At 34.3% G+C, this 13,023-nt stretch carries 11 protein-coding genes; 5 read left to right on the top strand and 6 right to left on the bottom strand.

Translation table 11 applies throughout. The features are described 5' to 3' along the window. The first annotated feature begins 120 nt into the window (after positions 1–120). Entirely contained in the window at positions 121–1,587 is a 1,467-nt protein-coding gene (locus K350_RS0116275; RefSeq protein ID WP_081671037.1) for a T9SS type A sorting domain-containing protein, read from the top strand. A gap of 308 nt (positions 1,588–1,895) precedes the next feature. On the opposite strand, the gene K350_RS31380 is transcribed toward K350_RS0116275, so the two are convergent. Next, positions 1,896–3,932 (bottom strand): PAS domain-containing sensor histidine kinase, encoded by a 2,037-nt coding sequence (locus K350_RS31380; protein WP_051313210.1) that lies wholly within the window; start codon positions 3,930–3,932, stop codon positions 1,896–1,898. A 41-nt stretch (positions 3,933–3,973) separates the two neighbouring features. Between K350_RS31380 and K350_RS0116265 the strand changes: the two genes are divergently transcribed. Further along, positions 3,974–5,992 (top strand): sensor histidine kinase, encoded by a 2,019-nt coding sequence (locus K350_RS0116265; RefSeq protein WP_028980816.1) that lies wholly within the window; start codon positions 3,974–3,976, stop codon positions 5,990–5,992. Between the two features lie 286 nt (positions 5,993–6,278). On the opposite strand, the gene K350_RS29150 is transcribed toward K350_RS0116265, so the two are convergent. The 5 genes from K350_RS29150 to K350_RS0116240 form a co-directional block, all read right to left on the bottom strand. Further along, positions 6,279–6,668: a GNAT family N-acetyltransferase gene (locus K350_RS29150; RefSeq protein ID WP_051313209.1), complete on the bottom strand. Its 390-nt coding sequence runs from the start codon at positions 6,666–6,668 to the stop codon at positions 6,279–6,281. A gap of 54 nt (positions 6,669–6,722) precedes the next feature. Then, positions 6,723–7,196: a GNAT family N-acetyltransferase gene (locus K350_RS0116255; protein ID WP_028980815.1), complete on the bottom strand. Its 474-nt coding sequence runs from the start codon at positions 7,194–7,196 to the stop codon at positions 6,723–6,725. A gap of 2 nt (positions 7,197–7,198) precedes the next feature. Beyond that, positions 7,199–7,837 carry a low molecular weight phosphatase family protein gene (locus K350_RS0116250; protein WP_028980814.1) on the bottom strand — a complete coding sequence of 213 codons (639 nt, stop codon included), beginning with the start codon at positions 7,835–7,837 and terminating at the stop codon, positions 7,199–7,201. A 23-nt stretch (positions 7,838–7,860) separates the two neighbouring features. Further along, positions 7,861–8,709 carry an arsenite methyltransferase gene (locus K350_RS0116245; RefSeq protein ID WP_028980813.1) on the bottom strand — a complete coding sequence of 283 codons (849 nt, stop codon included), beginning with the start codon at positions 8,707–8,709 and terminating at the stop codon, positions 7,861–7,863. Between the two features lie 77 nt (positions 8,710–8,786). Then, complete coding sequence (locus K350_RS0116240; RefSeq protein WP_028980812.1) at positions 8,787–9,113, bottom strand: ArsR/SmtB family transcription factor; 327 nt, start codon at positions 9,111–9,113, stop codon at positions 8,787–8,789. Positions 9,114–9,703: 590 nt separating this feature from the next. Between K350_RS0116240 and K350_RS0116235 the strand changes: the two genes are divergently transcribed. The 3 genes from K350_RS0116235 (at position 9,704) to K350_RS0116225 (ending at position 12,801) form a co-directional block, all read left to right on the top strand. Next, a complete protein-coding gene (locus K350_RS0116235; protein ID WP_028980811.1) occupies positions 9,704–10,894 on the top strand; it encodes a T9SS type A sorting domain-containing protein in 1,191 nt (396 codons plus the stop codon). A 221-nt stretch (positions 10,895–11,115) separates the two neighbouring features. After that, the gene (locus K350_RS0116230) at positions 11,116–11,994 is read left to right on the top strand and encodes an AraC family transcriptional regulator (protein ID WP_051313208.1); all 879 of its coding nucleotides are present in this window, start codon (positions 11,116–11,118) and stop codon (positions 11,992–11,994) included. A gap of 69 nt (positions 11,995–12,063) precedes the next feature. Beyond that, positions 12,064–12,801 (top strand): SDR family oxidoreductase, encoded by a 738-nt coding sequence (locus K350_RS0116225; RefSeq protein WP_028980809.1) that lies wholly within the window; start codon positions 12,064–12,066, stop codon positions 12,799–12,801. Positions 12,802–13,023 lie beyond the last annotated feature (222 nt).

The following is a 13,023-nucleotide window of genomic DNA, read 5'->3' as shown; positions in this document are numbered from 1 at the left end:
AGCTATAGGAAGATATAGGAATAACTTTTTTTAGAATCGGGTTAGCGATATTACCTCCTAAAACATTTTATTTTTCCAGGGGTTGGGTGACTATGTTTAATCTTAAATTTTAATATACTCATGAAGAAAAATTTACTTTTCGTCGTCTTTTTTTTACTTAGTGGCCTGCTGATGTCACAACCACAACTAGTTTCTGAACTGCCAGACCGTCCAAGTCATTTTACCCCATTTGGAGAGGGCGAAGATCTTTACTTTGCTATCAAAGATCAATTGTGGCATTCCAGTGGTAACCCGGCAAATACTCAAATGGTGATCGATCTGAATGAACATATTGCTTCAATTTTAACAGATAATGAGAATATATATATCGTTACTCAAGATCCTTCGCCGAAATATTATATTTCAGATGGTACAGCTCTTGGAACTGTTCTTCAACCAAACGGTGATGATTTTCCCTTTCCTCCATCCGAAAGTGCACCATACGTATTAAATGGATACACATACTATATTTCTGGTGATTCTTTGCTTCGAACTAATGGCCCTGGAGCTACACCTGAAGTAATTCTGGAGGATGATGATTTTGCTGATAATATAGACGGAACGCAAGATAATAATTTTGCATTTGTCAGGATACTGGGCGTGCTTGATGATAAGTTGATCTTTGCTACTAGTTTTCATGAATATGGTACAGGAGATGATGTCCTTAAAATATATTCAACGAACGGGTCGATAGGTGATACTACTTTTTTACAAAGAATAGATATTGGTTATAATTTTAGTCTTATAGAATATTACAAAGGCAAGATTCTGTTTGTTGTAAATAATAATCTGGCAATGAATTTCCCTGTCTTTATTACAGATGGAACAGCTGAAGGTACAGTACAGTTGACTGAACCTATTGGATTTGATCCACATTCAGTAGAATTCAAGGAAGTTGACGGGAAGGCTGTTCTGATCATAGCAGGTGAATCCGGTAGATATTTCTGGCAAACAGATGGAACTCCGGAAAATACTTTTCGTTTCTTATTTATAGAAGCTTATTATTCAGAGTATAGAGGTGTTGAAAATATTGGCCCTACTTTATTTTATATTAGTCAGACAGATGAAGATAATCTTAGTGATTTTATAAGTGACTATGGACTTTTTCAAATGAATATAAATGATACCATTCCGCATCAGGTGAATAAACTTACTACGGATCCTGCAGACAGTTATATTGGAACTTATAATCTTACTAATGTAAATGGAACATTGTACTTCGCTACAGGATATTTAAATGCCGGAGCTTTTAGCACAGATCAAACTCCGAGATTATGGAAGTATAGTTCTCCGTTCCTGACTGAAGTTGTTACTTCGGTAGTGGAGAAGCCTGATACAAAAATGACAGCTTTCCCAAATCCTTTTTATGATAAATTGCAATTGAAGAATTGTGATAGCAAATCCGTTACGCTGACTAATGCATTAGGCACTATTGTACATCAGGAACAATCCATCGCCGGTATTATTGACCTTTCACATTTGTCAAGCGGGATTTACTTTGTGTATGTGGAAGGTCAGACGGAAATAATGAAAGTTGTTAAAAAGTAAATTATCATTGGCTTTCATTTTCAATAAAAGCTTGTATTTCAATATAAACAAGGAGCCCCGATTTGGTCGGGGCTTCTTGTTTTATGGAGAATCTTTTCTTTGTCACTCTGCGCTTTCAAAATGAATAAAATTAACTATCTGGCAGAATGGTAGTTTAAATAACAAATTTTTTGTGACTATCAGATCCTTCGCAGGGCTCAGGATGACCAAACAGCCGATTATGGTTTACAGAACAATGTTAGGTTGACGGCTATGGAGCAAACACAGGCTGAGGAATAGGAGGATTAATTATGTTTGTTCAAACTTAATTACCTAAAATCAATAATAGGTAGATATATTCTGAATTCAGAACCTTTTTGAACTTCGCTGTTGACTTCTATTTTTCCATCTGAATTTTCGACAATTCTTTTAACTAAATACAAACCAACCCCAGATCCAGGAACATGTGCATGCAATCTCTTAAACATTCCAAAAATTTTATCTTTTTGGCTCATGTCAAATCCAATGCCATTGTCAGTTATTTTAAAAACTACAAAATTATCCTCCCGATAAGTATTTAAATGAATTACTGGACTCCGTTGCGGATGGTGATACTTAATGGAGTTATTGATTAGATTGTATATAATTGTTCTGAAATTTTGTTTGGAAAGGTAAACTTCTTTTTCATTAAATTCGGTGGTGAAAATAGCATTACATTTTGCTAACTTATCCTTATGAACTTCTATGTATTCGTTATAAATTTCCATCACAGAAATTGGCTCTCTTTTATCTTCGGTATCTTTTTGAATTCTGCTAATTTCTGCCAGTTCTTTTATTGTTATCTTCAACCGGTTAATAGACTCTTCCATCATTTTCAAAAGCTGAAGAACATCTATTGTAAATATATCTTTAGTCTCATCGAAAATAGTATGTAGGAGTCCTTCCATATTAGAGATAGGAGCTTTCAAATCATGAGAAGCGGTATATATAAAATTATCCAAGTCAGTATTGATTTTTTTTAATTCAATATTGGAGTGAATTAATTTTTCTTCGATTTGCTTACGTACGGTTATATCATCAACAATGGCAACTGCGTATTCATAATTTCCCTTTTCATTCCAAACAATGGAAGCTGTAAGATTAACCCAAATAATACTACCATCTTTTTTTATGTATCTTTTTTCAATCTTATAATAAGGAATATCTTTTTCTTTGAGTTTTTGAAATAGTTCCAAATCAGCATTAATATCCTCATGAAATGTAATATCTTTAAAAGGTATATCAATGAGCTCATTTAAGGAATAATCAAGTAATTCGCAATACTTTTGATTCAGTAAAAGGAATTTTCCATTTTGTGCTACATGGGCCATACCAACTGCTGCTTGCTCAAAAGTTGATTTAAACTGACGTTGACTATAGGCCAATTCTTCTAAGATTTTTTGTGCCATTATTTCCTGAGTGATATCAGTATTGGTTCCAAACCAATTTTCAATTTCTCCCTTTGAATTTTTTATCGGCACCACTCTTGTGAGGAACTGTTTATAATTATTATCCTTTCCTTTAATTGGAAAAGTCATTTGAAAAGGTCGTCCGGTGGATATTGAATTTTTCCATTTCTCAAGTACTACCGGTAGGATAGAAGGATCATGCACTGATTGCCATCCCCAACCTTCCATTTCTTCAGGTGTTTTACCTGTATATTCATACCACCTGCTGTTATACCATGAGATTGCCCCCTCTTTGTTTGCAATCCATACAAGGTTAGGTATATTGTCTGCTAAGGTTCTAAGTTTTCCTTCACTTAGCTCCAATTCCAAAGACCTTTTTGATAATTGTTCATTCGCATTTCTTAAATCAGTAGTTCTTTCATTTACCTTTTTTTCCAACTCTTCATTTACTTTGGATAATTGAATCTGGGCGATACGTAACTGCTCCTCTTTTTGATTTAATAATACGATCTGTTCTTGTAGTTTTATATTTATCCCTCTGAATTCTTCTGTATTAGGTATCAATATTATTTCCGGAGTGTACTTAAGTAAAGCAATTGCTGTTCCTATAGATGCCAATGCGGTAATTACTCTAAACAAGCTATCAAGATGGTAGTAAGGCTTCCAAATGTTTATCACATCCATCACATGTGTTGTTCCACATCCCAGAATAAATATGGCAAATAGAATCAATAACCAATAATACTTAAAATCCTTTCTGATTTTAACAATATATACAATACTAAATGGAATAGTAAAATAGGCTATAGCAATAATGGTGTCACTGATTGCATTGGTCAAATAAATTTCCGGCTTCCAAAAATAACAATGGCCATGAGGCATAAAGTCAGATTCGAATAGCTTGCGTAATAATTCCATAGTATAAGGAAAGAATTAATAAAAATGTCTGGGATAACTAATTGGAAAGGATAATTGTTATAAAGGAGTGGAAGCCAGTAAGTAAATCAAAACAGGTTAGGGATGTTGTAACATTCTTTCAATATATGAGGGAAAGACTTGAAAAGAAATTAGTGAATGAAGCAGGGATTTTTTCCACAGTATTTGAATCGGTGGAACAAGGGATTTTATTATTCAAGGTAATAAGAGATTCCTCAAATCAAATTATAGATTTTGAATATATCCTTATCAACCGTTGGGCTGAATTTTTACTTGGCAACACACGAACTGACCTCATTGGAAAAAGACAGCTGGAAGAATATCCTTATCTGAGAGAAGTAGGAGTTTTCGATTTACAAGTAAATGTCATAGAAACTGGAGAATCAATTAAAATAGATTTTTATTATGGATTTCAAGGTCTTAATAAATGGTATAAGAACGTGATGATTAAAATAAGTGAAACTGAACTTCTTGTTACCTTTGATGATATCACCAAACAAAAAGAGGCCGATATTGACTTGGAAAACCTTCAGTCTATCTTCCTTCAATCGCAGGCCTTAGGTAAAATCGGAAGCTACGAATGGAATTTTGTGACCAGGAAATTAACCTTAAGTCCTGAGATGCGTGAAATACTTTGTTCGGTCATCATTAAAAATGTTGATGCTATATCATTGGAAAGTCATCCCTTTGAAGAATTCATTCATCCTGACGACAGGGAAAAAGCTAACAAGGCAATTAAGAAAGCAATTTTTGACCATAAGCTTTACGATATTGAATATAAAATTTTATGTCCGGGCAATAGAATTAAATATGTTTGGTCAAGGGGAAAGGTATTTTATGATAACCATGAAAATCCTATTAAAATAATAAGCACGGTCCTGGATATTACCGAATGGAAAAGAAGTAGACATGAAATCCAGAAAAGAGAAATCCTTTTGAATCTTGCAGAGGGAATGGCAAATCTTGGTAGTTATGAATTCGATATTGAAAATAAAAGTGCCATCTGGTCTGATCAATTATTCAGGATCTATGGTTACGAGCCCAATGAATTCGAACCTAAAGAAGACAATCTATTTATGGTAGTACATCCTCAAGATAAAGAATATATTAAAAAATTATTTACCAAGACTACTTTTTATGAGGATGAATTTGAATATCAGTTTAGATTCATTAGGAAAGATTCTTCGTTAGGCGTGAGTTATGGGAAAGCAAGGGTAATTAAGAATGAAAATAAGCAAATAATAAGGATCACTGGATTTGTTCAGGATATAACAGAAAGAGTTAAGATTCTTGAACAACTAAAGACCCTTAATTCTGAGCTTGAAATGCGTGTGACAGATAGAACGAAAGAATTGTCCATAATCATTGATAACTTAAAAATGTTAAATGACTCACTTGATAACTATGCTTATATCATTTCTCATGACCTCAAGGCTCCTCTTACTGTAATTGAAGGATTAGTGCCTTTTATTAAAGAAGATTGTCAGGCCAGACCTTTTGGTGAGGAAGGAATGAAAATGCTGGATATGGTTGGTGCAAAGGTTGAGGATATGAAAGACATTATTGAAAATGTTTTGAAAACAGCAAAAATGCAAAAGCAGATCAAAGAGCCTATCAATCTTTTGCATCTTTGTCAAGATGTTCTAACTACATTAAATCCGCCTTCTCATTTTCAAATTCATATTTCATATAATTTGCCTATAGTTAATTATAACAGGACGTCTCTTAAGCAAATTCTCCAGAATCTTATAGGCAATGCCTTCAAATACATGGACAAAGAAATCCCGGATATTAAAATCGGAGCTGTTGAAAAAGATAAATATTATCAGATTTATGTCCGTGATAATGGTTCGGGTATTACTGAAGATAAGTTGTCCAAAATATTTGAGCGGTTTGAAATAGCGCATAGCAAAGAGAACATTGAAAGTTATGGCCTTGGTCTTTCTATTGTTAAACAGCTCGTGGAGGCAAATGGTGGAAGAGTATGGGTAGAAAGTGAATTAGGAAAGGGAAGTAATTTTTATTTTACTATACCAAAATAGGCGCTTGTGAGTATTTTTTATGAGCTCTAATTTTTAAGTCAAATAGATCTTTGCCGGAGCAATATTACAAACCAAAGAAAAATCAAGAACCATTAAATCTTCCACCCACAAGGCTTGCGCTTTCTCTCTAATGGATCAGCTAACTTGCTTTTGAGTTTAAATGATATTTTATCCTTTGGCTGGTTCTTTATTAGATTTTGAAAGCTGCCAGTATCCTACATCAATCCATTGTCCGAATTTGAACCCCACTGATTCAAGATGTCCTACCTTTTTGAAACCAAACAATTCATGCAACCGGACTGGGTTCATTTGGAAGTGAAATTGTTCCCAGAATAACACGGTATTTGCTTTTATTAAATCTTTTCAGCAACTCCTGATACAGTTGTTTTCCGATTCCCTTAGCTCTTGAATCATGTCTTAAATAAACTGTAGATTCAACACTGTATTGATACGCGGCACGTGGTCTAAAGGAATTATAATATGCATAACCTAGTATATTATTTCTTTCATCTTGCCAAACTATCCATTCGTATTTGTCTATAGTTTCATTAAACCTTCTTGTCATTTCAACATTATCGAGCTGTTCTATTTCAAAAGTTACTACCGTCTCTTTGATGTAGTAATTGTAGATTTCTAAAATCTGAGTTATATCATTAATTGTAGCAGTTCTTACCATTTTCCAGAATATTATATGAATAGGAGATAGTCACGCTTGTGCTTGCTTATATTGTTAAATACGATTTTTTAATTTCAATTCAAAAAAATATACTTCCTGATTTGTCTGATAGTAGGGGGGAATTGGTGAAAATCCAAGAGATTTATATATTGCAATTGCAATTTCTGATTTGGGAAGTACATCCAATCTAACAAATTCATATCCTAATTCTCTAGATTTCTGAATAGTAGCTTCGATCAATTTTTTACCAATTCCATTTCCATGATATTCTGGTTTTACATAAAGCCTTTTCATTTCAGAGTATTTTGAGTCTTGTTTCTTTAATGCGACACATCCAACTGGTTTATTATTATCAAAAGCGAGCCATAATCCTCCATCCGGGCTGGAATAACATCCTGGAAGACTTTGTAATTCTTCCTTGAAACTTTGAAAACAAAGATCAGTATTTAAATATTGTTCATATTCTTTGAAGAGCTCTTTGATCATTTCTAACTCTTCAAAAGAGACGACTTTTTTAATCTGAACCATTTTTATTTTCGTTTTGAATGTATCATTAGTGAAAAAATGTAAAGGTTTTCTATTGCAATCTGTTTGCATCTTTCACTATACATTTCATCCTGTTGTGCTGTACCATCAAAGACTTTTGGATCATTGTAAGGGCAGGAGATCCGTAATTCTGTTCCAGGTATGAACGGACAATTTCCATCGGCTTCTGTGCAGGTCATGATTGCACAAAGACTTTCTTTGGGAATGGAAGTATCTTCATAGGTTTTAGAAAAACAAATAATCGGAAGCTCCTTTTCGTCATCATATGAAACTGCATATTGAGGATTTTTTTCTTCTCCTTCTGATTTGGAAACTTTAAATCCTGCTTTCTCCAATGCTTTAATAGCATTGGGATTGAATGCAGTGACTTCTGTTCCGGCAGAATAGGTATTTATATTTTTTAACCCGTAATAGCTGGCAGCCGTCTTTCCCCATATTTGACCTAAATGACTTCTTCTGGAATTGTGTGTACAGACATAAATAAGCTCTGATGTTTTACCTGTATCTACCTTCTTTTGAATGAAATGACTGATTGTCTCTAATGTCTTTTTTCTTTCAGCAGGGATGCTATCAAAAGATCTGATAGCATCCTGAATATAACTTTCAATAGTTTGAAATAACATGAATTATAAATTTATACAAGTATTTAACAACACTTAGCAGCAGGTTCGCACCCACATTCTGTTTCTGGTCTTTCCGCATAAACTGTTATGCTGAAAACTCCGGATCCTTTTGATTTGAATTCGTTTAATTGTTCTGAATTCAGGTAATTCAAGAGGATTTCATCGGGAATATTGATCTGTTTTTCTTTCTGAACAGTAATGTTAGTGAATCCCGCATCAGACAATATTTCCAGGTAATCACCTTTCTTAATGGCCCCAGAAACACAACCTGCATACATCTCTGCTTCTTTCTTAATTGATTCGGGTAGTTCGCCTTTTAAAACAATATCTGAAATACTAAAGTGACCATTAGGTTTGAGTATTCTGTAGACTTCATCAAAAGCTTTTTTCTTATCAGGAACCAGGTTCATTACACAGTTGCTTACTACTACATCAGCTCTTTTGGAAGATAGAGGAATATCTTCAATATCACCCAATCTGAACTGCACATTGTTGAATCCTAATTTCTCTGCATTGGCTTTAGCTTTCTGAATCATTGCTTCTGTCATATCTATACCTATGATTTCTCCTTCTTCGCCTGCAATTGATCTGGCGACGAAGCTATCATTTCCTGCTCCGGAACCTAAGTCTACAACTGTATCACCCTTTTTGATCTTTGCAAATTCGGTAGGTAGGCCACAGCCAAGTCCAAGGTCTGCATCGGGGTTGTATCCTTCGAGGTTTGAATAATCTTCGCTCATAATTTTATAAGTACCGGTTCCACAACTTCCGGCGCCGCAACAACTTGTTTCATTTTGTCCTTTGGATTGTAAAGCAATTTTGCTGTATTCCTCTTTTACTATCCCTTTTAGTCTTTCATTTGTATTTTCCATTGTTATACTGTTTGTTTAAGTTCGTTATTGTTATATTGGTACATTGTAATATTACGATAGTTTGGGTCAAAAAATTTTTAACAGCACTTAACTCCCTTGTAGGAACCGAACAGCTTGCTGAAGGCCTCTTTAGCTTCATTCCAGACCTTCTCATCAATGCAATAGCAAACGCTGGTGCCTTCAATCTCGCCTTTGATTAGGCCAACTTCTTTTAATGCTTTTAGATGTTGTGAGACGGTTGCCTGGGAAAGTGGAAGTTCTTCTACCAGATCGCCACAGATACATGTATTTTTCTTTAATAAAAACTCCAGGATGGCAATACGTGCAGGATGTCCGATAGCTTTTGCAAGGCTTGCCATTCTGTTTTGTTTATCGTTGAAGTTGTCTGTTTTGGTAATTCCCATTTGAATAGGTTAATTAATTATAATAATGCAATATTACGATAAATGTTTGAGGATGCAAAATAATTTTAATGATTTGTTTTAAATGGTTGGATTTCTGTATTTATAAATAGAAAGTTAGATTGTATTAGGGGGATTTTGAAATAGGGATGCTATCGATTTTTTTGTCAGTCCTCGTCAATCTTAATTGTTTACCCTGTCCTATTGTCTGCAGCGGACGGAATCATTCAATGCTTAATTAAAATATTATCTGTTATCTATGATCAAGAATATCTTTTTAAACTTTACATAAAGCGATGCATTTCCTATTCTCGTGAATCCTCCTGAATCTTATTTTAAATAGTCATATGTGAGGTGAGTCAAACGAGGACTATAGTTCGGGAATTGTCATCAGGAGTAACCTGTAAGAAAATTGTTAAATTTATATTACTTTAGCATTAGCAAAGATACTAAGGCTCTTTTATTTAAGTATAAACTGAATTGCATATAAGAGAGTGTATAGGTAAATTAATTTTACAAGAGGAGTTCGAAACCTCATTAAAACGAGGCGGCACCAAAAGCCTTATGAATAGGATAACATTAACATAAAGAAAATGAAAATATATTATTTCCTGGTTTTAGCATTATTTAGTTCAATTAATCTATTTGCTCAATGGACTCGATTAAAGACCCCGACAACAGAAACTTTAATTGCAGTTTGTTTTATTAACAGTGATACTGGATTTGTCGGAGGGGATGCTGGAGTTACAACAACACTTTTAAAAACAAAAGACGGTGGTAAAACCTGGAAAACCCCGAATATCAGCACTAATAATTCAATTCGCACGATCCAGTTTGCAAATAAACAAATCGGTATCCTTTCAACAGATGCTCCTTCTGAAGGTTTCAGAACAACAGACGGCGGAGAAAATTGGACAAAAATAAACACCGCTCTTATTGACATAGGAGAAATTTACATCAAAAATGCAGATACAGCATTTGCATTCTCAGATAATAATGATGACGTGTCTTATTCTTTTAATGGCGGTAAAACCTGGACGCACTATCCCAATAATGCATTCGGTGGCGCTGCCATCTCTGCAATACATTTCCCTTATCCAAAGTCTAAAATAGGTTACGCTGTTACAAATGAGGGTGGTAAGATTTTTAAAACCGTTAACGGAGGAAAGACCTGGTCGCAAATCTCACAACCGACGAGTGAGCATTTTAATAATGTATTCTTTACTACCACCAACATCGGATATGCACTTGCCGTAACTGAGATTCTTAAAACAACTGATGGTGGTGAACACTGGACACCTATTACAACCGATTTAAGTGGAGCTAAAATACAAGTAGTAGACGGTACATTATATCTTCGTAGCGGAGACCTTAAGGTTTCCTATGATGATGGAAAAAGTTTTTCAGAAATGACAGGTTTTTCATCATCTATTATTGATTTTCAAATGCTGTCCAATTCAGAAGGATATTCCGTAGGTTTTGATGGGGGCTTTTATAAATTACAAATAATTACAGCTATCAATTCAAAAAAAGAAAAAGCAGAACTGTTTAAACTATATCCTAATCCTTCAAATGGACAAGTTTCGATTGAAAAACTTGAAGTGAATGGATCTGACTTAAAGTTAACCATATTTAATACTTTCGGGCACGAAGTCTATAAAACAACACTCGACCAAAACTCTTGGTCTTTCGATCTAAGCTCATTAAATCTTAAAGGAAATTACTTTGTAAAGATAAGTGACGACAATAACAGGTATGAAGTAAAAAGGATTGTAATGCAGTAAAAGCTTCCAGTGGTTTCAGGTCTTTCCGACCTGAAACCACTGAAGTAGCGAAGAAATCGCTATTCTCGTGAATCCTCGTTAATCTTATTTTAACTCGCCATATGTGAGGCAAATCATATTAGGACTATTGAGAATTCGTGACTTAATACAAATCCACGGATCATAGCTCAGCCGTTATCGGTCATTGTAAAGCGACAACCTGAAAAAATTAAACAATCACAGTGCAAGAAGATAAAGGAATATTAGACATCGAAAAACAGCATGACAAACTTAGAATAAAAGTTGGTTCAAGCGAAAATCATTTTGTGCCTGCTGAAATCTTACCAAAAGCATTTCAACCTCATAGATTGAATTTCTATTTCTTTGTTTTTATAGACAGTGGCTCTTTAACTTACGGAGTGGACCTACAGGACTTTACCATTTCTGATGGACACTTACTTTTTGCCTTACCCAATCAAATTTTCGAGCCACCTTCTAAAACAGGTAAACTTGAATATTATAAACTAGGGTTTGATGAAAACACTTTAGCTTTACTTCCCCAACAGTTTGCTTTTTTAGTTAATCCGCTAAACAAACAAACCTTAAATTTTGATCCTGCAGCTAAACTAAGAGTAAAAAAGGTTTTTGAAATTTTAAATCAAATACTATACACAAATAAGGAGCAAACGGATACAGAAATAATTTTAGCACATTTGAATGCTCTCTTAACAGAACTCAACAGTGCCTACTTCAAAGGTACACAGCAAGGTATTATATCGAATCCTAAGCTCTCAAAATACATTGAATTTAAACTTGTGGTTGAAAAAAATCTGACCGAGCAACATTCAATAAATTCTATTGCCGAAAAATTAGCGCTAAGCTCAAATAGTTTATATGGAATTGTAAAAGAGTTTGCAGGTGTTTCACCTAAGGAATTTATTATTAATCGTTTGATGACTGAGGCACAACGAAAACTGCACTATTCAAAAATTTCTGTGAAAGAATTGGCTTACGAATTGGGCTTCAATGATCCCGATTATTTTTCACGACTTTTCAAAAAAAGCACTGGACAAAGCGTAAGCGAATTTTTAGCAAACCAACAGGATTTGTCGGGCAAATAAAAAGATTTGTCCATTCCCACTATATATTGACTGACTACTTTTGCTTCATAAATTTTAAACAAATAAAAAATGAAGTCAGCATTAATAACAGGTGCCAATAAAAGCATTGGCTTTGAAGTCGCCCGTCAACTTTCACAAAAAGGAGTTTATGTTTTCCTTGGTTCTCGTGATTTAGTAAAAGGTAGAGAAGCAATTGATAAACTAAAAGCGGAGGGAATAAAAAATATAGAAGTCATTCAGTTAGATGTAACAAATGATGAATCGATACAAGCAGCCCGTATCGAAATCGGTAAGAAAATACAGGCTCTGGACATTCTTATTAATAATGCAGGCATTTATGGGGGGTATCCGCAAACAGCTTTAGATTCAACTATTGACCAATTTAAAGCAGCCTATGATGCTAATGTCTACAGTGCCGTTAGAATGACTCAAACATTCATTGATTTATTAAAAAAATCTTCGGAGCCACGAATAGTCAATGTGACTTCAAGTCAAGGCTCGATTACTTTGCATAGTGACCCTGCCTATAAATATTATGATTATAAAGGGGCTGTTTATCTTTCATCAAAATCTGCTTTAAATATGTACACGGTTGTATTGGCTTACGAATTGAAGGAAAGTTCTTTTAAAGTAAATGCAGTATGTCCTGGATATACTAAAACAGATTTCAATGGACATAGAGGAACAGGAACTTTAGAAGATGCCGGAAAACGAATTGTAAAATATGCTTTGATTGACAAAGACGGACCAACAGGTAAGTTTTTCAGTGAAGAAAATAATCCGGAAACAGGCGAAATTCCTTGGTAATAAAGACACACTATTAGAAATAAAGCAACGAACCACTGACAAGTTATTGCTTAAATTAGCCAAATGTGTCAGGTCGGAAGACCATAGCCGTCAACTTAATAGATTTGATTGATGCCATCACTTAAAGCGATGGCATCAATTATTAAGTTCATGACTTTGCTTGAGCCTAAATTAATTGTCATTTTAAATTTTATGTATTGAGTTTAAATAACATGGTTACCT

The organism is Sporocytophaga myxococcoides DSM 11118 (assembly GCF_000426725.1).
Taxonomy (GTDB): Bacteria; Bacteroidota; Bacteroidia; order Cytophagales; family Cytophagaceae; genus Sporocytophaga; species Sporocytophaga myxococcoides.
The sequence above is the reverse complement of the archived record's forward strand: the minus strand, read 5'-3'. Positions and strand labels throughout refer to the sequence as shown.

What these genes read in the sequence shown, in the direction of transcription:
- K350_RS0116235 (WP_028980811.1), top strand. Translation starts at nt 9,704, where the DNA reads ATGAAAATATATTATTTCCTGGTTTTAGCATTATTTAGTTCAATTAAT.
- K350_RS0116255 (WP_028980815.1), bottom strand. Translation starts at nt 7,196, where the DNA reads ATGGTTCAGATTAAAAAAGTCGTCTCTTTTGAAGAGTTAGAAATGATC.
- K350_RS0116245 (WP_028980813.1), bottom strand. Translation starts at nt 8,709, where the DNA reads ATGGAAAATACAAATGAAAGACTAAAAGGGATAGTAAAAGAGGAATAC.
- K350_RS29150 (WP_051313209.1), bottom strand. Translation starts at nt 6,668, where the DNA reads ATGGTAAGAACTGCTACAATTAATGATATAACTCAGATTTTAGAAATC.
- K350_RS0116225 (WP_028980809.1), top strand. Translation starts at nt 12,064, where the DNA reads ATGAAGTCAGCATTAATAACAGGTGCCAATAAAAGCATTGGCTTTGAA.
- K350_RS31380 (WP_051313210.1), bottom strand. Translation starts at nt 3,932, where the DNA reads ATGGAATTATTACGCAAGCTATTCGAATCTGACTTTATGCCTCATGGC.
- K350_RS0116240 (WP_028980812.1), bottom strand. Translation starts at nt 9,113, where the DNA reads ATGGGAATTACCAAAACAGACAACTTCAACGATAAACAAAACAGAATG.
- K350_RS0116275 (WP_081671037.1), top strand. Translation starts at nt 121, where the DNA reads ATGAAGAAAAATTTACTTTTCGTCGTCTTTTTTTTACTTAGTGGCCTG.
- K350_RS0116250 (WP_028980814.1), bottom strand. Translation starts at nt 7,837, where the DNA reads ATGTTATTTCAAACTATTGAAAGTTATATTCAGGATGCTATCAGATCT.